Source organism: Arthrobacter sp. MYb213 (assembly GCF_002979915.1).
In the GTDB taxonomy this organism is placed as follows: Bacteria; Actinomycetota; Actinomycetes; order Actinomycetales; family Micrococcaceae; genus Glutamicibacter.
Genome location: NZ_PCQA01000005.1, coordinates 249,138 through 273,277 on the forward strand (window position 1 = coordinate 249,138; position 24,140 = coordinate 273,277).

Annotated in this window: 27 protein-coding genes; 22 read left to right on the forward strand and 5 right to left on the reverse strand. The window is 53.6% G+C overall.

Annotated features, from left to right (window positions below; translation table 11 throughout):
* Positions 1 to 135 precede the first annotated feature (135 nt).
* The 10 genes from CQ011_RS13580 (at position 136) to CQ011_RS13625 (ending at position 8,418) form a co-directional block, all read left to right on the forward strand.
* Positions 136 to 1,164, forward strand: coding sequence for a S66 family peptidase (locus CQ011_RS13580; protein WP_105678247.1), 1,029 nt, complete (start codon positions 136 to 138; stop codon positions 1,162 to 1,164).
* 723 nt (positions 1,165 to 1,887) lie between these two features.
* Entirely contained in the window at positions 1,888 to 2,460 is a 573-nt protein-coding gene (locus CQ011_RS13585) for a hypothetical protein (RefSeq protein WP_096256621.1), read from the forward strand.
* A complete protein-coding gene (locus CQ011_RS13590; RefSeq protein WP_096256622.1) occupies positions 2,450 to 3,526 on the forward strand; it encodes a peptidoglycan-binding domain-containing protein in 1,077 nt (358 codons plus the stop codon). The genes CQ011_RS13585 and CQ011_RS13590 overlap by 11 nt, the downstream gene beginning before the upstream one ends.
* Positions 3,523 to 4,167 (forward strand): ABC transporter ATP-binding protein, encoded by a 645-nt coding sequence (locus CQ011_RS13595; protein ID WP_240520542.1) that lies wholly within the window; start codon positions 3,523 to 3,525, stop codon positions 4,165 to 4,167. Before CQ011_RS13590 ends, CQ011_RS13595 begins: the two co-directional genes overlap by 4 nt.
* Entirely contained in the window at positions 4,164 to 5,267 is a 1,104-nt protein-coding gene (locus tag CQ011_RS13600) for an ABC transporter permease (protein WP_096256623.1), read from the forward strand. Before CQ011_RS13595 ends, CQ011_RS13600 begins: the two co-directional genes overlap by 4 nt.
* Positions 5,268 to 5,689: 422 nt before the next feature.
* Positions 5,690 to 6,187, forward strand: coding sequence for a GNAT family N-acetyltransferase (locus CQ011_RS13605; RefSeq protein ID WP_105678248.1), 498 nt, complete (start codon positions 5,690 to 5,692; stop codon positions 6,185 to 6,187).
* Between the two features lie 135 nt (positions 6,188 to 6,322).
* Positions 6,323 to 6,832: a GNAT family N-acetyltransferase gene (locus CQ011_RS13610; RefSeq protein WP_105678249.1), complete on the forward strand. Its 510-nt coding sequence runs from the start codon at positions 6,323 to 6,325 to the stop codon at positions 6,830 to 6,832.
* Positions 6,833 to 6,903: 71 nt separating this feature from the next.
* Positions 6,904 to 7,368, forward strand: coding sequence for a RidA family protein (locus CQ011_RS13615; RefSeq protein ID WP_146112624.1), 465 nt, complete (start codon positions 6,904 to 6,906; stop codon positions 7,366 to 7,368).
* 53 nt (positions 7,369 to 7,421) lie between these two features.
* Positions 7,422 to 7,811: a YybH family protein gene (locus CQ011_RS13620; protein ID WP_219844215.1), complete on the forward strand. Its 390-nt coding sequence runs from the start codon at positions 7,422 to 7,424 to the stop codon at positions 7,809 to 7,811.
* A gap of 205 nt (positions 7,812 to 8,016) precedes the next feature.
* Entirely contained in the window at positions 8,017 to 8,418 is a 402-nt protein-coding gene (locus tag CQ011_RS13625; protein ID WP_181148126.1) for a nuclear transport factor 2 family protein, read from the forward strand.
* 146 nt (positions 8,419 to 8,564) lie between these two features.
* Here CQ011_RS13625 and CQ011_RS13630 read toward each other — a convergent pair whose 3' ends face one another.
* Positions 8,565 to 9,164: a maleylpyruvate isomerase N-terminal domain-containing protein gene (locus CQ011_RS13630; RefSeq protein WP_286161202.1), complete on the reverse strand. Its 600-nt coding sequence runs from the start codon at positions 9,162 to 9,164 to the stop codon at positions 8,565 to 8,567.
* A gap of 224 nt (positions 9,165 to 9,388) precedes the next feature.
* Here CQ011_RS13630 and CQ011_RS13635 point away from each other — a divergent pair, with 224 nt between their 5' ends.
* The 4 genes from CQ011_RS13635 to CQ011_RS13655 all read left to right on the forward strand — a co-directional run bounded on the left by CQ011_RS13635 (position 9,389) and on the right by CQ011_RS13655 (position 12,577).
* Positions 9,389 to 10,171: a class I SAM-dependent methyltransferase gene (locus CQ011_RS13635; protein WP_105678253.1), complete on the forward strand. Its 783-nt coding sequence runs from the start codon at positions 9,389 to 9,391 to the stop codon at positions 10,169 to 10,171.
* Between the two features lie 287 nt (positions 10,172 to 10,458).
* The gene (locus CQ011_RS13640) at positions 10,459 to 10,800 is read left to right on the forward strand and encodes a hypothetical protein (protein WP_105678254.1); all 342 of its coding nucleotides are present in this window, start codon (positions 10,459 to 10,461) and stop codon (positions 10,798 to 10,800) included.
* 27 nt (positions 10,801 to 10,827) lie between these two features.
* Positions 10,828 to 11,310, forward strand: a complete 483-nt coding sequence (locus tag CQ011_RS13645) for a hypothetical protein (RefSeq protein ID WP_146112626.1) — start codon at positions 10,828 to 10,830, stop codon at positions 11,308 to 11,310.
* Positions 11,311 to 12,073: 763 nt separating this feature from the next.
* A complete protein-coding gene (locus CQ011_RS13655; protein WP_105678257.1) occupies positions 12,074 to 12,577 on the forward strand; it encodes an immunity protein CdiI family protein in 504 nt (167 codons plus the stop codon).
* A gap of 483 nt (positions 12,578 to 13,060) precedes the next feature.
* Here CQ011_RS13655 and CQ011_RS13660 read toward each other — a convergent pair whose 3' ends face one another.
* A complete protein-coding gene (locus tag CQ011_RS13660; RefSeq protein ID WP_105678258.1) occupies positions 13,061 to 13,702 on the reverse strand; it encodes a GNAT family N-acetyltransferase in 642 nt (213 codons plus the stop codon).
* Positions 13,703 to 13,938: 236 nt separating this feature from the next.
* On the opposite strand from CQ011_RS13660, the gene CQ011_RS13665 reads away from it, so the two are divergent.
* The 4 genes from CQ011_RS13665 to CQ011_RS13680 all read left to right on the forward strand — a co-directional run bounded on the left by CQ011_RS13665 (position 13,939) and on the right by CQ011_RS13680 (position 17,158).
* Positions 13,939 to 14,415, forward strand: a complete 477-nt coding sequence (locus CQ011_RS13665; RefSeq protein ID WP_105678259.1) for a hypothetical protein — start codon at positions 13,939 to 13,941, stop codon at positions 14,413 to 14,415.
* Between the two features lie 274 nt (positions 14,416 to 14,689).
* Entirely contained in the window at positions 14,690 to 15,238 is a 549-nt protein-coding gene (locus tag CQ011_RS13670; RefSeq protein ID WP_286161197.1) for a GNAT family N-acetyltransferase, read from the forward strand.
* A 119-nt stretch (positions 15,239 to 15,357) separates the two neighbouring features.
* Positions 15,358 to 16,059: a PhzF family phenazine biosynthesis protein gene (locus CQ011_RS13675; RefSeq protein ID WP_105678260.1), complete on the forward strand. Its 702-nt coding sequence runs from the start codon at positions 15,358 to 15,360 to the stop codon at positions 16,057 to 16,059.
* A 121-nt stretch (positions 16,060 to 16,180) separates the two neighbouring features.
* Positions 16,181 to 17,158: a GNAT family N-acetyltransferase gene (locus CQ011_RS13680; protein ID WP_146112627.1), complete on the forward strand. Its 978-nt coding sequence runs from the start codon at positions 16,181 to 16,183 to the stop codon at positions 17,156 to 17,158.
* Positions 17,159 to 17,237: 79 nt separating this feature from the next.
* Here the strand turns inward: CQ011_RS13680 and CQ011_RS13685 are convergent, their stop codons facing one another.
* Entirely contained in the window at positions 17,238 to 17,708 is a 471-nt protein-coding gene (locus CQ011_RS13685) for a GNAT family N-acetyltransferase (RefSeq protein ID WP_105678262.1), read from the reverse strand.
* 294 nt (positions 17,709 to 18,002) lie between these two features.
* Here CQ011_RS13685 and CQ011_RS13690 point away from each other — a divergent pair, with 294 nt between their 5' ends.
* Positions 18,003 to 18,530: a GNAT family N-acetyltransferase gene (locus CQ011_RS13690; protein ID WP_105678263.1), complete on the forward strand. Its 528-nt coding sequence runs from the start codon at positions 18,003 to 18,005 to the stop codon at positions 18,528 to 18,530.
* Positions 18,531 to 19,042: 512 nt separating this feature from the next.
* Positions 19,043 to 20,125 (forward strand): SDR family oxidoreductase, encoded by a 1,083-nt coding sequence (locus CQ011_RS13695; protein WP_105678264.1) that lies wholly within the window; start codon positions 19,043 to 19,045, stop codon positions 20,123 to 20,125.
* A gap of 465 nt (positions 20,126 to 20,590) precedes the next feature.
* On the opposite strand, the gene CQ011_RS13700 is transcribed toward CQ011_RS13695, so the two are convergent.
* Positions 20,591 to 21,103 (reverse strand): hypothetical protein, encoded by a 513-nt coding sequence (locus CQ011_RS13700; protein WP_105678265.1) that lies wholly within the window; start codon positions 21,101 to 21,103, stop codon positions 20,591 to 20,593.
* A gap of 142 nt (positions 21,104 to 21,245) precedes the next feature.
* On the opposite strand from CQ011_RS13700, the gene CQ011_RS13705 reads away from it, so the two are divergent.
* Both CQ011_RS13705 and CQ011_RS13710 read left to right on the forward strand, forming a co-directional pair.
* Positions 21,246 to 21,728: a glutathione peroxidase gene (locus CQ011_RS13705; RefSeq protein ID WP_181148127.1), complete on the forward strand. Its 483-nt coding sequence runs from the start codon at positions 21,246 to 21,248 to the stop codon at positions 21,726 to 21,728.
* A gap of 240 nt (positions 21,729 to 21,968) precedes the next feature.
* On the forward strand, positions 21,969 to 22,955 hold the full coding sequence (locus tag CQ011_RS13710) for an NAD-dependent epimerase/dehydratase family protein (RefSeq protein WP_105678301.1): 987 nt from the start codon (positions 21,969 to 21,971) through the stop codon (positions 22,953 to 22,955).
* A 139-nt stretch (positions 22,956 to 23,094) separates the two neighbouring features.
* On the opposite strand, the gene CQ011_RS13715 is transcribed toward CQ011_RS13710, so the two are convergent.
* Positions 23,095 to 23,949, reverse strand: coding sequence for a phosphotransferase family protein (locus tag CQ011_RS13715; protein ID WP_105678266.1), 855 nt, complete (start codon positions 23,947 to 23,949; stop codon positions 23,095 to 23,097).
* Positions 23,950 to 24,140 lie beyond the last annotated feature (191 nt).

A 24,140-nucleotide genomic window follows, 5' to 3' on the forward strand; every position in this document is an offset into this window, starting at 1 on the left:
GGTGCTGCAGCATTTTACGAAGGCTTCGACCCCATCGGTATTCACAATTTGCTGGCTGTTGAATCCTAGGGGTCTAGTAACGTCACGTTCGCGAAGACTTATTAGCTATTCACTTATGCATGCAAGTATGAATTCATGGAGATTCGATACCCTGGGCCGCTAGTACCCGGCGATGTAATTGGCGTTACTGCCCCGTCGACTGGTGTGCCAGGATCGCTTACGCGACGCTTGGAATTCGCCGTACAGCAATTGCGTGACCGCGGTTTCTCAGTGGATATGGGTGACTGCATGGACGGTTCCACTCACATCAGCGCACCCGCTGAACAACGAGCCCGTGAGCTAATGAGGATGCTTTTGGACCCCACGGTCAAAGCCATTGTGCCTCCGTGGGGAGGGGCAACCGCCATTGACCTTATTCCTCACCTTGATTTCGATGCACTCGCTTCCGCAGAACCAACCTGGTTCGTGGGGTACTCCGATATTTCAACGTTACTCACCCCGGTCACGCTCCGAACAGGTATGGCAACGCTCCATGGGAGCAACCTCCTGGACACGCCATATCGTGTCCCGGAATCGTTGATGTCATGGATAGATATCGCTTCACTGCCTGCTGGATCAAGTTTCAAGCAAGCATCGCCTGGCGTTTATCGTGTCAATGACTGGGACGATTGGGAAAACCAGCCCGAATTAACTGAAAATACATGGAACGGCACCGGAGCTTGGGAACGGCTCGACAAAGGACAGGACGAGGTAAGCGTTACAGGCCGTCTAATCGGCGGCTGCATAGAGACCATGGTCAACCTCGCCGGTACCCCCTACCTGAATTCCGAGGCGTTGCGCAATGACGACTCTGGGTCCTTGATCGTCTATATAGAAGCTTCCAGCGTTGATGCAACTACGATTTGCCGACATCTCCACGGTATGCGCTTGGCCGGATTCTTCGACGGGGCCAAAGCCATTCTCGTGGGACGCACCGGCGCCCCTGATTCTGCGACTCTCACCCAGGCAGAGGCGGCCCTCGATGCCCTGGGAATGCTCGGTATACCCATCATCGGCAATGTGGAATGCGGCCATGTCCCGCCACAACTCCCAATCGTCAACGGAGCCCAAGGCCACCTTGTATTCAACGAAAAAGACCAATACCTAGAACAGACTTTGGCCTGATCCGACGAATCGACTTCAATCCACCACTCATAAGTGCGGAATTGGATCAAGCAGGCCTTGGCCATGTCCCGCAGGTGGTTCCCCTTGCGGGCTTCAACTTCCTATCCGCATGCGCGGTTCCAGCACCCGCAAGACGTCTACCAACATCGTGCAGTCCCGTCGCCATCATTCGTCGACGATTCCTCACTGCGGGTTCCCTGGGTGAAGATTCTCTAGAAACATCGATGATAGAAATGAAAATCGAAAGAACATGCGTAAAAGTCCCTCAATTGAAAAGAAGCCACAACGATTTCAAGTGATTTTCCAGGGCACTAAAGTTGAATCTCCTCATGCTTAATATATGCCGCTAGTGGATCGCATATAGATAGATAAACGACCATAAGGTTTGCAGAAAACGGAACCGCGCCAAATAATCTTGTAATCCTCCTGCGCGCTCCCAACGTTCAGGTTCTTCAGGTGTGCTGCGCGTTACATAACGACCGAAAGTAGATATACTCCGGGTAAGCCAAGTCACGCAGGGAATCGGTTTATCGCTGAGGGACAGGCGCCTTCATCATTTTATGACCGTTTCGAAAGAGTGCATTTAGCGTGAAAAGATCAGTTCAGCTCCAAGGCCTCGCACTAATTGCGCTTATGCCTCTCCTCCTTACTTCCTGTAGCATCGATTCACCGAGTACGGAAACAAGTTCTTCTGCAGCAAGCAATACGCCAGCTGAATCCTCGATGTCAGCACCGCCAGCACCGGTGAGCAATGAAGATGATCCCCTGGATAACGGCGGCTACGCCGAATATACCTGGGATGACTTTGTGGAAAAACTAAAGGAAATGAGCGGCCTGAAATCATGGCCGGAGGTAGAAAGAGTCCGATACGTTTCCCAGGAGGACTGGCCTACAGAGCAAGCGCAATGCCTGAGCACTCTCGGGTTCCCCACCTCCGTGGAGAGCGATGGATCGTTTACCACTAAAAGTACCGAGGGGCAGCAAGAAGCGCTTGCAGAAGCTTCCTATACCTGTGAAGTTCAGTACCCGATGGACCTGAAATACAGCCAAGCCCCGACCCGAACGCAGCTACGTATCTTCTACGGCTACTACCGCGACACCCTCATCCCATGCCTCCAAGACTATGGCGTTGAAACCGGCTCACTGCCAAGTGAAGAAACCTTCGTTGAAGGAACTGCTAGCGGCTCAGCATCATGGACACCCTACGATGCAATGAACTTGGAAACTGTCGATACCGCGGAAATGAATCAGAAATGTCCTTCATCTCCACCTTCGGAGATTCTGTATGGGAACTAGAAGCGCTGATACTTCCAGCTGGATGAAGCCAAAATTCCTCTCCGCCGCTGCGGCGATTGCAGTTGCTGCAGGTGCAGCCGGATGGGCAATCAACGCAACAGTAGTGGGCCAAGGAGAGACGACGCAGGAAAGCGAACAAAATGTTTGGGCCAAGGCCGAAGCATCAGCCATTGGTTCCTCACTGAATCTGTCCACAATAGTGAAACAGCCGGTCCAAGTGGTTGCGAGCAACCACTTGGCCGGAGTCGTGTCCTCAGTGTCGGAAGGGGAGAAAAAGCCAGGAGACGTCATTTACTCCGTCGCCGGATCCGATGTTTACGTGATCTCAGGTCAGACACCCTTGTACCAAGACATTGGACCTAAGGCCTCGGGCGAGAATGTGAAGCAGGTTGAAAGCTTCCTCAAGGACCAGGAGTATTTCAGCGGCACCCCTGATACCCGCTTTGATGCTGCCACAACTTCGGCGATCAAGGGGTGGCAAATTGCGACTAAGCAAAAGGCAGATGGCCGTATCGCGCTAGGACGCATGGTTGCGATCAGCTCTTTGCCCGGCCAGGTGGATATAGGCGAAGCGATCCGCCCGGGAAAGAATCTAGCTGGAGGTGAAGACGCCGTTCTTGCCCCTAGCGGGGAGCGTACCTTCACGATGTCTTTGACCGGTGAACAAGCTGCGTTGATTCCGCAGGATTCCGCCATAGAGGTGAACCATGGCGACCTGACCTGGGAAGCTCAGATAGCGCAAACGACCACCGATGAATCAGGAAACGTCATCCATACTTTGGCCGGGCCCTCTGGTGGATCGGTGTGCGATAAGGAATGCGACGAACTGCCTGCTGGCAGCAACGTCACCCTTCGCTCCAAGGTGATTGTCGTCCCCGAAACCAAGGGTATCGGCATTCCTTCCTCGGCGGTTACCACCACTGCCTCAGGCGAGACAGAAGTAGTGACCGAAAACGGGCCAGTCCCAGTTGAGGTAGTTGCCAGCGGACAGGGAATTGTCATCGTCGAAGGTCTGGAAGAAGGAACCTCTGTGCAAGTCCTTGCAGCGAACAGCGAGGCGCGGTGAGCATCCTCAGCGTTCGTGATTTGGGGTTCAAATACACCAAGGACTCTGAGGAACTTTTTGATGGCTTGAGCTTTCAATTCGCCCCGGGGAAAGTCACTGCACTCACCGGTCCTTCGGGGCGTGGGAAATCCACCCTCCTCTACGTGCTGGGGCTGATGCTCACGCCAAGCCGAGGGGAAGTCTTTCTCCACGACCAGCCTCAGTCTTCTACTCCTGATGCTGTTCGGTCAAAGGTTAGGGCTGATCAGCTGGGGTTCGTCTTTCAAGACTCGTCGTTGGATCCATCGCGGACCATTATCGATTCTGTTATTGAGCCAACGCTCTATGCCGGTGTGGACCGGAAAATCGCAATGGCCCGGGCAGAGCAGCTGCTGGAAGAACTTGGTGTTGCCGCGCGCAGTGATCACAAGCCTGGTCAGATTTCTGGTGGACAAGCACAGAGAGTCGCTGTCGCGCGGGCGCTGATTAATAATCCTGCGGTGATTCTGGCCGATGAACCGACTGGAAACCTCGACCCCACGAATGCCGCCGGTGTCTTGGATATCCTTTCGAAGGATGCCGGAACCCAGCAGCGCACTGTAGTGATCGCGACCCACGATCCTTATGTCATTAGTCGCGCAGATGAGGTGCTGGCGCTATGACATTGAAAATGTTGCTCCGTGAAGCACTGGCTACCGCCTGGGCTAGCAAGGTTCCCTCGGCGCTAGTTTGCTTGATTACAGCTGCCATGTGCATCATGACTATTTCTACTGTCGGCCGGACCGCGGCTGCTGAAGAACAGGTGGCGCAGCGTATTGATTCCTCCGGCGCCAGACAGCTGGTGGTGACCGATAAGAAAGCCGACGGTCTGATCAGCGAATCGATCATTTCGATGGCATCCAATTTCTCTGTGATTGAACGCTCCGTTGGCCTTGGATCGCCGACGGACGTCAAGAATCTGGCGATTGGGGAAGGTGCAACGCCGGTCCCGGCGTGGGCGGTTATCGGAGATATAGGGTCGGTCGCACAATTGGAAGCGGGACGCTATCCCGGACCGGGAGAAGCCCTGGTTTCTACCCAAGCTCTACGCAAGCTGGGGATGCAATACCCGGTGGGGGCGGTTCGAATTGCCAATGCTGACATTCCTGTGGACTTCGCGATTGTCGGGTCCTATACCCCTCGTGATCCATTCACTGATTTGGACCAAGGAGTGATTTACGAAGCTCAGTCGGGAAGCAGCGCAACGAACCTGCACCTGATCTTGAATGATGCCAGCCAAGCTGCGGTGGCTCAGGGATCGGTGTTGAGTTTATTCGGGCAGCTCGCTGATCCTGAAGCTATCTCTGTGCGTTCGCCACTGCAGATGGCGAAGCTTCATGATGAGATCGTCGGGGACTTGGGATCTTTTGGTAAGTCTTTGCTATATGGCGCGTTGGGCATTGGGTCGTTGCTCGTCGCGGTGGTTGTCTTTGCCGATATCCTTGTCCGCCGAAAGGACCTGGGCCGTAGGCGTGCTCTTGGCGCAACGCGAAGTGACATTGTCACGCTCATGCTCATCAGGACACTGATCCCAGCGGTGGCGGGTGCACTGGTGGGAATGTTAGGCGGCCTTGGAATTGCCGTCTCAACAGGTTCTGTACCGCCGTTCGCTTTCTGTCTTGGCATAGTGATTCTTGCGTTGCTTTCTGCTGGAGCTAGTTCTTTGGTGCCGGCTGCATATGCTGCTAACGCCGATCCGGTGAAGGTACTTCGAACGCCATAGAGCAGTGATGGTTCTTCCGTGTCCGAGACAATCAACCGACGAACGAAGGCTTGTATTAGAGCGGTAACTGGTGCTGTGGCCAGGACCGAAACGGGTCGAGACCTCGTCTGGGGAACCTGGATGAAACGGGTACCGGACGATTGCATATCAAGCTTCAGCAGGAGATTTTGTTGATATGTCTAGAAGCATGAGCGTAGGCAGGGGAACTGGGTGATAAGCCGGTCCTATGTCCCAGTTAGGGTTCCTCTTACGGACCGGCTTGCGGGACACTTCGATCGAAGGTCATTTGAGCCTCTTCCGCAACTCAAAAGTCTTGGAAAATTTTCTGTAGCCCGTTGATCTTTTCGGTGCTAGATTCGAATCATGTTCCATTCATAAAGTTTTCTCTCAATTAGTTCAGAAGACCTACGAATGGATTTGTCATGCCCTCTGATGTTTTGCAAGCTGTTCTTCAGCACGCAGATTTCAATCCCACTGTTTCTTCCTACGCAGATATTCTCCATGCAGAATCATCATCCTCAACGGCGCTAGCTGATGCGTACTTCGCAGCGTACCCACCGGGAGTTGCGGCCGGGAATCTTAAAGAAGCGCAATCCGAGATGGAAGAAACCTTCGCCCACGAATATGGGCAGCTCCTCGAATATGCCTCTTTTGTCGCACTACAACAGGGAACGCCGATTGGGGCGATCTTCGTTGTCGAGGAATCGATCTGGGATGAAGATCTATTCGGCCCATTCATCATCGATCTTTTTGTTGATCCGCGCCATCATGGGCACGGGCTGGGTCGCACCTTGATTGCCGCTGCCATGTCTGCTTGTAAGAAGCATGGCGCGGACACTCTAAGTCTGCGGATCGGTGATGGAACTTCCGGTGCTGCGCTTGAGCTATATAAACGACTTGGGTTCCGTGAATTGACCTAATCGAATAGCGGTGGTGTCATGCGTCGGATAAGTGAGGCATGACGTCACCGCAAGCCTCCCCTGTAGTGATTTCCTCAACGCGCCGGTAAAGGTTCCTCTTGCTCGCGGCTCGGGCAGGCCTGTCATGCTTAGTTAATGGATTGGCCAAAAATTGAAACCGTCACGTCGGCGCGATTGCGTCTGGAACCGCTCTCGATGGAGCATGCACTGGGAATGGTGGAAGTGTTGGCGGATGCTTCAATGTATGAATACACGGGCGGCGAAGCACCCTCGCTTGAACAGCTGCAGCGTCGATACGCGGCGCAGTCAGTCGGGCACTCCGAAGACGGGTTGCAGTGGTGGTTCAACTGGATCGTGAAACTGAAACACAGCGACGCGCCAATCGGATTTGTTCAGGCCACAGTGGAGCAGAGCGGACCGGAACTAGTTGCCAATATTGCCTGGGTTATCTCACCAATCCATCAAGGCCAGGGGATAGCGTCCGAATCCACCAGCGCAATGAGCAGCTGGTTGCGGTCTAAAGGTGTGAACAGCTTCGCAGCGTACGTGCATCCGGCACATTTCGCGTCCATCGGTGTCGCGCAAAATCAGGGATTACATCCGACACTCATGTTGGAAGACGGCGAGGTCCGTTGGGAATCCTAGCAAGTGCTATGCGTCGTTCAGTGTTCCTCTTACGGAATGGATGATATCTGAAGAAGAAATGCCCACGACTGGTGAAAGACGACATTATTTGGCTTCAAGGTAGCGTTGTACCCGCCACGTCAGAAGCGAATTTCTGCCGCCATCAGAAAGTATCAACGATGCCCAAGCACCATTTCAGTCCCCGGCTCCACCAGTCCACGGCCCCTTTTTCGCACTTCGTGCAGCACGGCGACACGGGCTACACCGCCGGAATCATCGGCCAGCGAACTGATGACGGTTCCCTGGTTTCGGATGATGTAACGGAGCAGTGCAAGTCGATGATGGCCAACTTGGAGACGCTGTTGCACGAACTTGGGTTGAGTCTTTCAGCACTCCTGCGCACCACGATCTATCTGACGGACTACAAGGACTTTGAAGCCATCAATACCGTCTACGCCCATCACCTGCGTGAACCCTTCCCTGTGCGCACAACAATTCAAGTGGCGGCGCTTCCGCTCGGTGCAAGGGTCCAAATCGACACCGTTCTCGCTCTCTAAAAGGTGTCTGCTGAGGGTTGGTTCATTGAACGCTTTAGACCAAGATGGAGATTATGACCTCTATCGACGATTCCGTTCCCGCACTGAGCCAAACGATGCGGGCATACGAAGCAGCAAATAATTCACGAGTACTAGATCGAGTGCTTGCGCATATCGCGCCAGATGCTAGCTATTGGTTCTCGGATGGATCCCACTATGGACACGCAGAAATCCGAGTTGCACTGCAGGATACGTTTGATGCGATCCAGGATGAGGTTTATTCAATCCATGACTTAGCTTGGGTAGCGGTGGGAGCCGATATCGCTGTCTGCCGTTATCATTTTTCATGGACCGGCTTGGTTCAGGGTCAACCGCGATCTGGAACCGGGAGAGGAACCAACGTTCTCGTCAAGTACGAGTCTGGATGGCTTATAGCGCATGAGCAGCTGACATCTGACGGATAACGTCCCGTAGAGGGGTCCTCCTACGCACCGGCTTGCAGAGCAACGTGAATAAACCAGCACGGGGCAACGCTAGAAGAACCTACGCTGAAAATCTGCTCGGCCGAAAGTATCATTGCAAACAACTGCCTGTCTTATGGGAATTGGGCTGCTCATCCTCTCGAAAAAACCAGCAGCAACCACTCATCTAAGTCACGAGGAAATTAACATGCGAACTATCGAAGCTTCACAACGCTGGGCGAGGACATGGGCCAAGGCATGGCCACTCAAGGACGCAGACGCAATTGTCGAGCTGCAGGCCGAGGATGGTGACCACTGGGCATCGATGTTTAGGCCTTTGCACGGGCCTAGCGCCCTTCGCGCTTATCTGGAGGAATGCTTCGCAGAAGAAACCAAACCGGCAGAGACATGGTTCGGTGAACCACTTGTGGATGGAAATTCAGCCTCCGTCGAGTACTGGGTCGTCATGTTTATCCAGGACAAACCAATGACGGTTTCGGGGTGCACGGTACTTTCATTCGACGATTCCGGCCTAGTAACAACAGCACGAGACTACTCACACGTCAAAGATGGGTACCACCTGCGGCCCGGGTCTCCAGTCAGTATCTGAGACCCCGTTCAACGACCTGCCATCGAAGGTGACCCGTTCGGCCCACCCTGCCCCGGTAGTCGTTCATCGCACGGACACTGAGCTAACGTGAATTTGGTAACCGGTACCGAACGCTCCAATTATCGCTGTTCGAGTCGTGAGTATGGCTACCAGGGGCTCAGCGTTGTGCCACTGTCCAGCGACCCGCGCCCGGCCAACCAGGCCATAAACAATCGCCGACTATTAGAGGTGTCAAACCGCTCGGTCACGGTTTTAAGCAGGAGCGGAAGGTCCCAGTTCACATACTCCTCTGGCCATTCCAGCGGACTGTAGCCCAGCCCGAGATCGACGTGGTGCATTTTAACCTCGCGGAGTCTGTGCGCAGGGCAACCCGCTACGCCGTAATGTCCTCCACCAAGGAAGTGCCCGTTGGGCCAGCCTGCAGCTGTGGATGCTGTGAATATCTCTTCAAGATGCTCCATGCTGGATTGGAGATCTGCGATGATCGCACCAGTTGACCGCGTGACCCCTTTTTCAATCTCGGAGCGGCGTTGGTGCGCGCCGCTTTGGTATTTGGGAACGTCCTTGCTGCTCAGAGCACCTGACAGTCGACGCGCATGAGCATCCGCATTGCGAGCTAGATGAGTCAGCACATGGGCCACCGTCCATCCCGGTAAACGGCTTGGCGATTGGACAGTATCGACGCTCAACATTTCCACACGACGCATCAATCTCGCTTGCGCTTCACGGCATAGTCGGGAGGCCAGCTCCGGATTTTTCTCAAGATCCGCGACTAAATTAACCTCTCTGAGTCAATTGATCACCGATAACTCTGCCATAAGGTCAACGACTTGTGCTGGGTGGATAGTGTCCATCTAGGGCTACTCACTGCATTTCATGGACTGCTGTGATGCACCGAATCTTCGCACCGGCAAGAACTATCTTGAATATTCAATACGGGGCTTTACCAGATGATCGATAGGCTGAAGGCATGAATCGGACCCGCAACGCACCAAGAGCTTCGGTTCACGGTGCTGTTCTGCATGATGAGGTTCGGCCAGCGTGGTCAGCGGAGGTAACATCGTGGCTGTTGGGGACACCTGTGAAGGGTCGACGGCTGACAGTCTTGGATCTCGGAGCAGGTACAGGGCTAGGAACAAGGAGCATCCTCTCCCTTGGACATTCCGTCATCGCCGTTGATACCTCTGCCAACATGCTCTCGGTGCTCCGATCTTCTTGTCAGGAATTGGCTTGCGGAGTCCGTGAGCGCATCACGACTCTTAGTGGCTCAGCGGAATGCCTACCGGTGGAGGATAACAGTGTAGACGCCGTTATTTGCTTCCAAGCTTGGCATTGGGTCGAGCCGAAACAAGCCATGGATGAATGCAATCGTGTACTCAAATCAAACGGCATGATGGGTATGGCTTGGCATACCTGGGACCGCACCAACGAGTGGGTGCAGGCACTTGCTTCAATCGTCGAACCTGACGGTACCCCTAGCGACCAGACGCTCAGTGCGCCCAAAGAATTAGCGGGACGCGGTACCTTCGAACGCAAAGAATTCCTCTTCAACTACGAGATGACGGTTAGCCAGCTCGTCCGCTTGGCTAGCTCCTGGGCTTTCGTTGCGCAGAGACCAGACACGAACGCCGTTTTAGCGAAGGTCCGTAGCCTAGGCGAACAAGCAAGGACAGCTGACACCGGCCTTGTCCGGTTCCCGCATAAGACGGTTGCCTTTCGGCTCAGAGAGTCGGGCCAAGAAGCCGTGGGCTAGGCAAGGCGACAATTTTTGTGGATCTCGTGATCAGTGCCCGGTACAGGACCCGCTAAGGGGCTACCCCTACAGGTGATCCAAGCAGCGCAGTAAAAATCTTGGAGTTCGGATTAGCACTTCATGTCCTTGCGGTGCGCATATTTTCAAAATGTTTCATCGGGACGAATCGTTATCGCTTCGATACGTGCATTGTCATTTGGGCGTCGTAATTCTTCGGGTGATGAGGATATGTTTTAAGTTGCAGATAACAGTTGCACTACCTGTAACTTCCAACATTCTGAGGACTAATGAAAAAGACTCTCTCGGCGACCATTGCCATTGTTAGCGCTCCACTTCTCGCGGGCACGATTCTAGTAGCACCCGCAATGGCCGCGCCGACTGAACCTGTTCCTTCTCCCACCGAGCTTTCTGAACTCTTTGGAGCTCAAGAGCAACCTCGTTTCGAAGAAATTTCGAAAAACCTCAGCAGCGCTGAACTTGAACTCATCGAGTCCGGTGTACCAGCGGTCATTTACCAAGAGGTTGAAACTGGGAAAATCATCACGGTCGAAGAATGGGTTCAGAGCAGAACTGACTTTGCATATCAGTCCCCATGGTTCGTTGCTACGGAACAATCATCTAATGACTAAGAATGATAGATCCGCCAAAGGGTGCGTGTGAAAGATCCAATGGTTGTAAAGGATAGGACTGCTTCGCCTTGGTGGGCGAAACTATTGGGCGTGGTCATCTTTGCGGTAGTGGTTGGATCTTATATTCCGCCAATGCTGAGTGGCTCCATGCAGCCTATTCTTATTGCCTTCGTCGTGATTGGAACCTACGTTTCCATAGGGGTGGTCGTTTCATTCAGCTTTATACGGGTGAAGGACAGACACGTTTCTCTTGGGTTGTTTCCTTTTGGGGTGAGACGTTTTTCCTATCCGGAGATTTCAAGGGTCGAATATGTGGAGCATGTGGACACTTCGGATTATCTCGGCGGCGGGTGGAAACTGGGGCAGGACCGTTCCACCGTCATTTTATGGAAATCAGGTCCAGCGTTAGAGATTGAACTGACGAGCGGAAAAAGATACATAGTTCAAAGTGATGGAGCCGCGATGCTGGTCGAAGCAACAAAGAAAAAGATCGCCACGAGTGGCTCGTGAGAACTTCAGCAGTATGAAGACCCTCATGGGCTTCCTCGTATGGATGACTTCGAAATCTCGGAGGGGGATGCTCTAACGGTCGGGGGAATGATCGGTCTGCTTGTTGTGCTGGTAGCCAGAATTATTTGCATATTTAGTGCAGCTCGGAATACCGCAGCCCCACCTAGCGACACAAACAACTAGTCCTAGGTTTCGGAAATATTCTGAATCTGACTAGTGCCCAGTTTGTCTCCTGTGCTCGGTGATGTGACCGCCTTACTGCGTGCTAATCGTCACCGTGTTTTTCTAGAACCGTGGCTAGAGAAAAAGCTCACTCCCGTACAGAGCCATGCTTACGATTCGATGAATATCCAAGTGAAGCCGTGATTAGATGGGGTATGCACTCTTTTCGGAAGTCCGTCTACATGGCATTGGGAATCCTCTTTGTACTCTCAGGAGCAGGAGGAAGCGTCGTGATGTTTTTGCAGCCGTGGAGAAGCTGCCCTGAAATCGATGACAGCTCTGCAGGCTGCCCAGCGACATCAACCGACACGGCCCTACTCGGTTTAGCTATTGCAGTAATGCTCGCCGGGATAGCGTTTTTGATCATGTCGCAGAAGTCAGCGAGAATTCCGCTTGAGTCTGCCGGTCCTTGGGGAAAGCTTGGCTAGCGGGGGATTGAGCGGCGGCTGGGCGGGACACGGTCCTTGCCGGTCGCTTTTCCATCCGTCGGGGCTGCAAACTGAGGATGGTTCTGACTGGACCGTGTCTGTATGATCGCGATATGAATTCTTCGCGTGAGGCCGTGCCTTCAACGGTGCGTCTGTTTCCGGATTATGCCGACACGGTGCTGTGGTTTAACGAGCCGATTGACTACGACACTGCGCAGCTATCCGATGCGTTGACACACGAACTCTCGCAGTGGGAACAGTCTTATTATGAAGGTTTGAACCAAGACTATGAGTGGAAATCGCCTGGTTTAGCCAGTCGATTCGGTGCCGAGGGTGAACGGTTAGCGCAACGTGTAGCTGAAGAACTTGGCGATAAGTTCGAAATCGAATTAGTCACGGTCGTAGAAGATGTGCCCGAACGCAAATATCGGGCGAGCGGGCCTGCTCTTAACCCTCAAGCCGCCAAGGTGTTCGATGCTTTGGCTGTTGAGATCAAAGAATTTGAAGAGGAAGTACTGCGTGCGCAGGAGGCAACGCGACGTGGAGAAAGCACTGGGTGGTATGCCTATGCGCCGCTATCTAATACCGTATTTACGCCTCAACAACCGAACAATTGAAAACCCATTGCAAAGCTCAACGAGCCAGCGTCAACGTCGGTGATAGTCGGCGTCCCGTAGAGGGTTCCCTCGCGAGCGGAAAGCCGTAGTGCAAACGGTTTTGGGCGCTCTATGCAGTCATTTTGTGAAAATGACAACGGCTACGCTCGATATATGACTAAATGGAGCAGTTATCTCTTCGGGGCATCACTGGCGGTTTGTATGGCAGGGATCGTGCTTGCCGAACGATTACCAGAATGGTGGACTCCCGTCTCTCTAATTCTGCTGGTTCTAACTGCTGCAGTGTTTCTGTTCCGCTCCGTCGTCGACTTCCGAAATAAGAGCACAGCGTTCTAAATCGCCGCTATGGCAGTGCATTCAATGCGTACTCAAGAAGCATTTAGTTATTTGGGCAGACGCAACGGAAACTCCCAAAAGTGCCTCCACGTTATCTCATGTCCGTAGGGGATTCGCCTAATGGGCGGCGTCGCTCTGGTTTGTTTTCTAAGCGATGAAGAACGGGCGGGCTTTTGCGAGGCCGATGATGACCATATCTGCGGGATCGCTCGGGACCCAATTTGAGGCATTGAGGCGCAGTCTGTCGGAGATTACAACCCGCCCGTCGAGAACATCCCGCGAGATACCATCGTGGCAATAGCCGAGCGTCCGCGAGACACCTTGCGAACCATGGTTATTCTGGAACACTTCTGTCAGTGCAGCGACGGCTCCCAGCCCCTCGAATGCAAGATTCAACAAGGCTGCTCGGGTCTCAGTGCCGATGCCCTGTTTGTGAAATGCGAGACCGAGCCACGACTCGGTTTTTACTTCACGCAGTACAGAAAAATTGCGCGCCTTCAGAGTAATCATGCCTAGCGGCTGGCCGCCACGGAACACTCCCATTTCCAATGCCCAGTCTTCCACACGCCAAGCGCCCCGGCGGCTCCAATGCTGCTGCATAATGTGCAGTGCTCGTTCACGAGGAGGAAGATTCGTCCAGGGCGTCAAGAAGGGCTGTTCGCCCGGCTCATGCACACCTGTGGCAACGACATGGGCCAACTCGGATAACTCGTCATAATTTGGTACGCGGAGTTCCAAACGCTTGGTTGTAAGTTTCAATTGGGAGAGAGGCCAGTAATCGTCGGGCATTTCGCCAGTATGCCACGGAAGAGTTTGCCGATTCACGTTTGGATGCGTAAAAAATCCATGCCTTTTGACGTCGCGGTCCTGTACAGGGTTCCCCTGCGGAACAGCATGAACCGAGAGTCTTTGCGTTTGAAAGTGTGACTTTTACCGTTGAACACCAGACACTTCCGACGCTGTCCTCGACCATAGCTATTACACCGCAGGCTTGCTCTCCTGCCTCTTTGATAGAGTGATTTGATATGCCTAAATACCCTTTCTCCCTCGTCATTCCCGTTATTCTCGCCGTCAGCTTGACCTCGTGTGCGTCAACACCTGAGATCGATTGGGAGCAGGCGCAGAACGAGGCAAATAAGTTCAACGAGGCAGCAATGGCTGCGAAGGGTTCCTTGGGCGGAGGTTCTCTGCGCGTAGGCCAAGGGACTCCAGCAAGCGATGAATCCGGCATCGTTCTCACCTATGCTTCCGGTGCCCGGATGACGGGGCTCAGCGTGAGTTGCTTTGGAGAAGGGATAATCCATTTCGGATTCACTACTCAGTCCGGGTCTAACTGGAGAGACAGCGATTCTGTTGACTTGTTCTGTGACGGCGAGGACAACGTTGTGCCGGTATCTGAAGCCTTGTCTAGGGTTGAGGTCGATGCAGTGCAATTCAACGGTGTCCTCAGTGAGGGGTCAGGTGGAGTCCTAGCAGTCGCCGTTTCCGGAGTGGCTAGCTAATACTCTCTGTGATCGTCAGGTCGGCACTCTAAGTCTCCAACAACGCACCCTCACCGGTCACTGAGTCGTAGTGCTTCAGTAGATGTGAACCTTCGCGGATTCTAGTGGTCACCGCTACTAAGTCATTCTGTCTACCCGGCAGGATGCCGAGATGGTGGCAGAAACGCTCTCGGGCTGGCGTCAATACCATTATGGAGCCGGTCATAGGGCAGAACGAAGATCGTTATTATTGCACCTATCCCACAAGGAGTTCGCCTACGGAACGACTTGTAGGGTGGAAGACGTTGAATTGCCCTGTGCTTTAATGGCTTTCATGATTCGTGCTGCACTGGTCGATGATGTTTGCTTGCTCCCCGACATCGAGCGTGCTGCTGATGCTGTCTTCGTCGGCGAAGGCATGGCATCAATTGCCGACGGTGAAACGATGTCCATTCAAGATTTGCTTCAGTATCAACGCCAGGGAAGAGCGTGGGTGGGCACAGATAATTTAGATCAACCTGTTGCGTACATTCTTTTGGATTTATTAGAAGACGTGGCGCATATAGAGCAAGTCTCTGTACATCCGACCCATGCGGGCTTCGGGATTGGCCGTCAGCTCATCGAGAGGGCAGGGGAATGGGCCAGACAACAGGGTTGTGTCGCGCTGACGTTAACCACCTTTGCCGATGTTCCGTGGAACGCGCCCTACTATGCTCGTTTAGGCTTTGGTATCGTTCCGACGAATCAGCTGTCACCAGGACTGCGGGGAATCCGAAAGCATGAGGCCGCACGTGGATTAGATCAGTGGCCTCGTGTTGCCATGTGTCGTCCGCTCGGTGGTTGATTCCGCGCCAAACTAGCTACGTTCCTTCACATAGAAGGATTCTCTCGCGGGCGTGATGTCGTTTCAAATGAAGGTGCTTTCGATTAGCGAGCCGAAGTCGATTCTGGCAAGCTCGTCCCATGACTGAGACGATAGATGTTGACGTGGTAAGAGTTTTTACCGACGCACAGGGCCGTCACGGTAACGAATTGGGTATCGTTCAAACATCCGTCGCCAGTGAAGGGCGCGAACAGAAGATCGCAGCATTGTTAGGATTTAGCGATACCGTCTTCGTAGACGGTATCGACCAAGACCTGGTAGGGAACCACATTGTCAGGATCCGTATCTTCACTCCAGTTACCGAACTCCCATTCGCAGGGCATCCGAGCGTGGGAACAGCGTGGTGGCTTGTCCGGAACGGAACTCCAGCGTCAGTCCTTCGTGAGAAGGCCGGAGATGTGACTGTCGAGAACCTGCCGGACGCGACATGGATCGTAGCTCACGCAACTTGGGCCCCAGAATATGAATGGATTCCGATGCAGTCTGCGGGAGACCTCGACGCCCTCGACGCGAACGTTTTCGCAGATGGTCGCCATTATGCTTACGCGTGGAAAGATCAGGCTGGTGGCCAGTTGCGTTCCCGCATGTTCGCACCTGTCTCGGGCATCGCTGAAGATGAAGCGACTGGAGCTGCAGCTATTCGCGTTACTGCCAGGCTTGCTCGTAATCTGCAGATCACGCAGGGAATGGGCAGTGAAATACTAACCGCTTTGACAGAAGGTGGCCGGATTCGGCTTGGTGGGCGAACAGTCTTCGACGGAGCTATGGTCGTTAGGCTCTAACGGGGCAAGTTTAACTTCCTAGGGCCATTCCCGGAGAGAGCTCCTTTTACGCGACGCCCTCTAATCCCTACGAAACCGCCTTTCGCGCGGTATTTATTTAGAAACACGTAAAGTGGCATTTATGCAGATTCGTCCTCTGAACGTTTACGATGATCAAGCCATGTCAGCTGTCTATTCCATTGAATGCGCAGCCACTCGACAGGCTCGGCCAGGATGGGAACCCCTCAGCAGGGAAGCCAGAATTCTAGCTTGGCGTGCAGACAATGGCTGGCGAAACCATTTGGTCGGAGCCTGGAACGGGACAACACTGCTCGGCTTCGCAGCTGGAATGAACGCCAAAGATACTCCGGAGAGCACTTGGGTATTTGTTTGGGTCGACCCAAATCACCAAAAAACAGGGATTGGAACCGCCCTGGTACGAACCGTCGAAAGCACCAGTGAAGACTCCACAGAGCGGTTCATATCCAGCGCGTATCGGTCTTCAACGGAGGAAATTGAGGACCTCACCAAACGGTTCTCTCGACCCTTGGGGTACGCCCTTTCAACCACAGAAACTGTAGTGGAACTGGATCTTAGTATGGCCCCTATGCCTTGCACTATCCAGGTGGATGGCTATGATCTCTCGACGCATCTCAACGGTGTGCCTGAACAATTTCGGGAGCAAGTTGGTCAGATCAAAGGGCTGGTGGATGCTGAAGCCCCGAACGGGGAGCTTGATTGGGCGGAATCACCATTGTCTCCTGCGGAGTATGCCAGCGAAATAGAGCTTTGGGTGGCGCAAGGTCACCGTGTCATTGAATCAATAGCTATTGACTCTCAGGGAAGCGTGGCGGCGTGGACTTGTCTACTCGCTGGAGCGGATGAGAATCGTCCATCGCAGGTCGAAGGGACCTTAGTGCTCGCGCAACATCGAGGCAGAGGACTCGGGATGGCGGTCAAGCTGGCTAGTCTTGAGCAGGCCAGCAAGCTTGGCAACGTGAAAAAGATCAGGACCAGCAGCGATGACGAAAATACGTGGATGCGGGCCATCAATTCCAACCTTGGGTTCTATCCGGTGGAGACTGAAATAATTCTCCAGAAAGCACGAGTAACGGATTGACTGCCGTTTTCAATCTTCTGGCTTCGCCCTCGCTTACCTCAGTCGCCATTTTGAAGGCTTGCCCCGCAGAAGGTTCGGCTCATCGGGCAGGTGTAATTGGCCGGACGAGGATAAGCGTTGGTCCTGACCAGTCGAGGTTGCTGTGCTCTTCTAAAGGGTAAAAGCCTGTTGCTCGATAGAAAGAACGTGTCTGGGCATATGCTTCATTGTCGAATGACGGTCCTACGGTGTGAACCGATAGGAGCTCACATCCGTCGTTGGCTAGGTCTGCGGCAATCTTTTCGATGAGTGCTCGCCCGATGCCGTGGCCACGCACTTCCGGCGAGATCGCGATCAAGTGTAATTCCGCGGATTCTGAAAAGTGCCGACGTATCAAAGAAATACCAACTGTAGCTCCAGATTCGCGTGCCAGTATGCTCACGAAATTTTCATTGGCGGCGTCGCTAACGTAGCTGTCTATTGACTCCAGATCTCCAAACCACTCCGGAAGTGATTCTAAGATGCGCCGTACAGCGTAGGGGTCTCGTGCATATTCAATTTGAATAGTCATACATTTGATCTTTCCATCTCACGAGTCGATTCAGCCGAAGGCTCCAAAACATTCTGACGCCCAAAATCTAACCAATAGCTCGTCCAACGGTTGATAAGTAGCAGGTCAGGGTATCGAGCCTTCCCAATGAGAGATCTGCAGGCTTCCGAGCTTGTTCCTTCCTGAAGCAGGTTCCCGAAAGCAGCATCTGCGCGGGGCCTCCGGGCTATTTTCACTGACCTGTATATCGACCGGTTTGCAAGACACGATCTTGGCTTCACTGCCGTTGGAGAAGGCCTGATCGATACTTGACCCATGCGGATTATCAGCAGTGAGCGATTGTTCATGCGGCCATGGGAGCCGGGCGACGCAGAATTTCTATTGGACCTTGAATCCCGATGGGAGACCGTGCGTTTCCTCGGGGCTCAGGCAAAGACAATGACAGATAGATCTGAAGCTATGCAGTCCATCGTTCGTCGTCGTGCCATCGACGATCCGGTATACGGGATCTGGATCATTACTTCTCGTGAGTCGCGGGACTTGCTCGGAAATATCCTACTCAAACCGGTCCCGCTTTCCGTAGGTGTTGAGGGCGAAGCTCCTGTGGAGATCGGCTGGCATCTACACCCCGATTCCCAAGGGGCAGGCTATGCTACTGAAGCCGCAAGCGCTGTTATGCGGGACGCTGCAAAGAACGGACTTCGAGCAGTTATCGCAGTCACTGATCCAAAAAATCTTGCCTCTCAGCGAGTGTGTGAGCGCATTGGTATGCGAGCATTGGGCTTCACCGAGGCATATTATGGCAAACGAAACCTCTTATTCGAGAAAGCCCTATCACTGTAGCGGTTCCTTTGCAGGTCTCTCAGATCTAAAGCTGAGATTTACGATAGTGCTTTCAATGACCCCGTGTGTGGTTTCGCTTTTCCTTTTAGGCCTCTTGGAGTCTTCAGCCGGCAAAGCCATTGGCGGCAAAGGGCTGATCATTCACCGATGCATCACTGCGAATTTGTTCCCGTTCTAGCGCGGGAAGTAGAAACGCGTTCCAAACACTATGGTCATTGCGCGCTAAATTCCCTCTCTAAATAAAGGAACACCGTCGTTATGTCGACTTCGTTAGCCAACAAGTCCTGCGCTGTAGCTGCCGGAGCTAAGCCGCAGCCGATTGAGTAATAGTCGTCTACAGCTTTCCCCGTGCTTAGCGCGTATCGGAAGATACAACGGCGGTGGCATGCACCCCGAAGCTGCAACGAGGCTTCGCTTCTTTGAATTCTTCTGTCTGGGAAATCAAGCACATCTAAAGGGTTAGGGTTGAAAGTGAGGAAATACTTTTACTGGCACCATGTAGGAGGCAGTTCATGCACGCGACTCAGTCACCCGAGAATCAACGCACGGCTCTTGTTGTAGGAGCCAGCGGTATTGCAGGATCTGCTCTGGTTGCCCGCCTTTTCGGAGAAGACTGGAATGTCCTTGCGCTGTCGCGTAAGGACACCGGCCAGTCCGGGGCTCGCCACATTTCCGCGGATCTCACCTCTGCAACAAGCCTTGAGCACGCCCTTGCGGGGGAGTATCCCACCCACGTTTTCTTTACAGCGTGGCTGCGCCAGGATACAGAGGAGCAGAATATCGAGGTCAACGCGGGGATGCTGAGGAATCTGCTTGCGGCCCTGAAACACGCCCCGGTACAACATGTGGCTCTCATGACGGGCTTGAAGCATTACCTCGGTCCATTTGAGGCCTACGCGTCCGGAGAAATGCCTGATACACCGTTTCATGAAGAAGAGCCTCGTCTGAACGTTAAGAACTTCTACTATGATCAGGAAGACGTCCTGTTCGAAGCCGCCGCCAATCAAGGATTCACATGGTCGGTGCATCGCGCGCACACGGTCATTGGGCATGCGGTTGGCAACGCCATGAACATGGGTCTGACCTTAGCGGCGCAGGCAGCGATTTGCCGTGAGCTTGATATCCCCTTCGTTTTCCCTGGCTCTGAAACTCAATGGAACTCCCTGGTAGATATGACTGACAGTGGGTTGCTAGCCGAACAAATGATCTGGGCTTCCACTACACCCGATGCTGGCAATGAGGCTTACAACGTGGTTAATGGTGATGTTTTCCGCTGGCGTTGGATGTGGCCACGCTTGGCAGCATACTTTGGCGTTGAAGCGGTTGGCTTCGATAGCCAGCCCCGTCCTCTGGCCGAGCAGATGGTGGGCATGGAGTCGATTTGGGCGGCTATCTGTGAGAAACATGGACTGATTGAACCCGACCTCTCCCGCATCGCCTCATGGTGGCATACGGACGGAGATTTGGGCAGGGATATCGAAGTGACCGCGGATATGGGCAAGAGCCGGGTGGCTGGCTTCACCGGATACCGGAGGACCGAGGACGCATTCTTGGCTCTCTTCGATCGCTATCGCCAAGATCGCCTCATTCCCTAACCTGCAGGTACAGGGCTTCAAATCAAACAGGGCAAAACGCTAAATGGGCTCATGTTTGAGTGCGGTAAGTGGCATCTAGGATTTCTGCAATGGTGAAGTATGGTGTGGCAGCACCGTCACCTCAGGAAAAATCGAGGCTGGAGGACAGTGTCCATTCGGGTGGTCACGAAAACCGACTAAGGTTGCCCAACTGCTGTACCAAGCCACGAGTCATACGCTGCGTACCAAGTGACGATGACTATAAACAGCAGTGCTGCCGGCTCCGGACGCAGATAGTTGCTCAACGTGGCGAGCCCTGCGTACTCCTATCTGGCTGACTAGGAATGCTCCGTTTAAGAAGGCCGGGGTAGCGATTTTTTACCAAAGTTGCCCCGGTGAGGGAGCCTTTCGCGGCTAAGATGAAGAGTTGGACTTTGTGCGAGCTCGTTCCGTACCTCTGCGTCGCCAGCGACGAAGGTCTGCGAGCTAAGCTATTTCCCGGTCGCCGTGCCACTGACCTCGCGATGTTTTCCCTGCGGATGCTTTGGCCAACACTACGGTCAATGCCCCCACAGCGATCACAAACGCGATTCCGCTGGTCACATACAGGGGTGCTTCTAGTATGAATGCAGCCCCGGAATTCCAATCGACATAGGTATCGCCCACAGAGTTCAGATTAGCGAGCGAGGTGAAAATGTACGCCGGTGCTCCCAGCGCCAGGATTCCGGCCCACAGCGACAAAGCCGCAAAATTTGGCAGTTTGGCCCGGCGCCATACCGTTGTTGCACCCCAGATCAGGGCAAATAGGATGCCTAGCGCGGCGAAGAACAGCCCGGGAATGGTGGTGTATTGCTGGTCCTCAACCTTCATGTCAGCGATGGTCGTGTCCAGCGGCATCCCGCTGGCGGCTACCACTGGCCAGTCATTCATCAAGAATGCACCAAGAACGGAATAGGCGACGATGACAACGAGGCCGAGAAGGGTAAGCAGTATCCGCATTAGCAAAGAGTATCAGCGCGGCGTTTACCCCGGAGCCTACGGATAGAACTCTCGTGCCCAGTTTTCGCTGGCATCCGCCGGGCAGCACCAATCAATCTAGCCCGTCGGGAATGTAATAGAACCGTAGATTGCTGAATCAGGTATGAACATCAACGCCATTCCCATCGTGAAGATGGACGGAAGCAAGACCTCCCTGGCTGACTACTCCGGGAAGGTCATCCTCGTGGTGAACGTTGCTTCCCGCTGTGGACTGGCGCCCCAATATGCCACCCTTGAAACACTCCAAAGTACCTACAAGGACCGCGGCTTCACCGTGCTGGGTTTCCCTAGCAATCAGTTCCTACAAGAGCTGGGAAGCAACGAGGCGATTGAGAAATTTTGTTCCACCACTTACGGGGTGAGCTTTCCGATCTTTGATCGAGTACGAGTCAACGGCAGGAGCGAGCACCCGCTGTACACCGAATTAAAGAAGACCAAGGATGCCGCCGGGAAGTCAGGGCGTGTGAGTTGGAACTTTGAGAAGTTCTTGATCTTGCCCTCCGGCGAAATAATGCGCTTCCGCCCTCGGACGGTGCCCGATGATCCAGCCATTATCGAGGCTATCGAAGCCAACCTGCCTGGCTAGGACCGCGCCGTCCTCAGTCGTTGACTTCACCATGCTCCCCGGTAAAAAGCGCCCCGAAGGATTCAAATAATTGCGCTATTGCAGGTAGCTGGTCTAATCAGTCTTCAGCAGGAGCTCACCGCAACTGAAAGTCGATTGCATCAACGCGCTGGTGCAAAGAGTCATTTCTCTTTGCATCTAGAATCTGCGCTCCGCGTGAACTTTCTGTTATCGCCGTCACTTGTGCGGTTGACTGGCATCATGACACGGACACTCATCCTTGGTGGCACAGCATGGCTCGGCCGCGAACTCGCGGAACAACTAGTGGCCACAGGCGAAGATGTCACCATCTTGGCTCGCGGTGTCTCAGGCACGGCCCCACAGGGAGTCACATTCGTCGCCTCGGACAGAAAACTGCCTGCGGCGTATGACGAGGTCAAAAACGTTGACTGGGATGAGGTTATAGAGCTGTCCTACGCACGGGACCTCGTTGAAGGTGCGTTGGAAGCTTTGGCCAATCAAACGAAGCATTGGACACTCGTTTCATCGGTGTCTGTCTATGAAAATAATGATGAACCAGGAGCGTCAGAAGACGCCAAACTCGTTGAAGCCACAGACCAAGACAATTATGCGCACGCCAAAGTTATTGCCGAGCAGATCACCGAGCGAGCAGTCGGCGACCGCTTGCTCATTGCTAGAGCCGGACTTATTGCTGGGCCGGGGGACACCAGTGATCGTTTTTCCTACTGGGTGTCACGCTTTGCCCTTGCTGAGAACGGACAGGTTCTGGTGCCGCGTACCGATGGCCGTTATGTTCAGTTCATTGATGTCCGTGATCTAGCATCTTGGCTCATCGATGCTGGTTGTCTTGGACTCACTGGCATCTACAACGTAGTTGGCAGAGAGCTCAATTTTTCTGATCTTCTGATTTCTGCTGCGAAGGTCGCGGGGTTTACCGGTGAACTGATCGCAGCTGACGATACCTGGTTGAAAGAGCAGGAAATTAACTACTGGGCCGGACCACAGTCCTTGCCGCTCTGGCTTCCTTTAGACGATGTAGCCTTTGCCCAGCGTAGTGGTGACCGATTCAGAGCTGCCGGCGGAATTCAACGCAGCGTGACTCAAACTCTTGAGGACGTGCTGACCGATGAACGTGCGCGCGGACTTGCTCGAGACCGTCGCTCAGGTCTCAACAGAGCGGAAGAGCTTGAGCTTCTCCAAAAGATCGAGTGGTCTACAAAGTACTAATTGGGTCCTTCTCACAGGAGGTTCCCTTTACCGGACCGGCAAACCACCAACCTGACGCTAACGCTTGCGGGCAATAGCGTTCCGGCGAGGTAAAGCACCATGAAGGACCATTGCGCAATCTACGAAGCTAGCTTAGTTCTTAGGCGAGATTTTCGGCGATCCATTTATTAGCCCTGCCGATAGCGGCTGAGATTTCCGGTTCTGGCCTTTGCGCGATGATTAAAAAACCGAGTTGTTGGAGTCGAAAGGTATTTCGCCGAATACCGGCCCGATTAACCTGATGGGCACTGGCGATTTTTGAGAGTTTCTGCCATCCGTGCCAGACACCCAAAGACGCGAGGTCGGTAGAGCGGTCACTTATCGAGGACAAATCCCAATCGAGAATTCCGGTTGCCCGCCCCCGCTGCCACATGACGTTATATCCGCCCAGATCACCATGGGAGAATACCTGCTCTTCGGGTTCAAGATGCGAAAGTTCCTCAATTGCCTTACGAGCAAGATTTCTAAATTGCTGATCAATTCTCGGAATGACCTCTTCAATTTGAACGGAATACCAATTCGCGCCGCCACAGAACGATAATGGCTCGTTGAGTATCGGCTGAAGAGGGGCGGGATCTATTGAAGAAACTGCTTCCAACAGACGTTGAAGTTCCTCCGGATCGCCTTCACCGGCAGGGCAAGGAGCGCTGGAAACGAATTCCGTAGCCACCGCCGCTTGTCCCTCGACTTCGACAACCGGTCCGAGCGAGCGTGGCACGACTAATCCAATGTCGCTTGGAATTGAATCAACGAGTTGTTGCCTTCGGCGAAGCTTATGAGCAGTAAACAAATCGCGGGTCACTCGTATCGCTGCGTGATCCTCCAGAAGAACCACCACATGGGCCGAACCCTCATTGATGGTTGTTCGTTGCGCGCGTCGAATCCGAAGTGGCAGCCCCGCAATGGCTGCCTCAACTATCGTCTCTATCGAGACCGAACGTCCTGCTGTGTGCATTTACCGGAGCCTAGGTGGATAGCCGAGAATTAGTGATCGTTTCACTAGCTTAGTGGCAGATGAATCGAATGAATTGGGGTCATCATCAATAATGATCCCCACGAACTTCCCCACGAGCACCGGCACAGTGCCACAACGAAAAGTGGTGGTCCAGAAATTACTTTCTGGACCACCACTTCATTCGAAATACC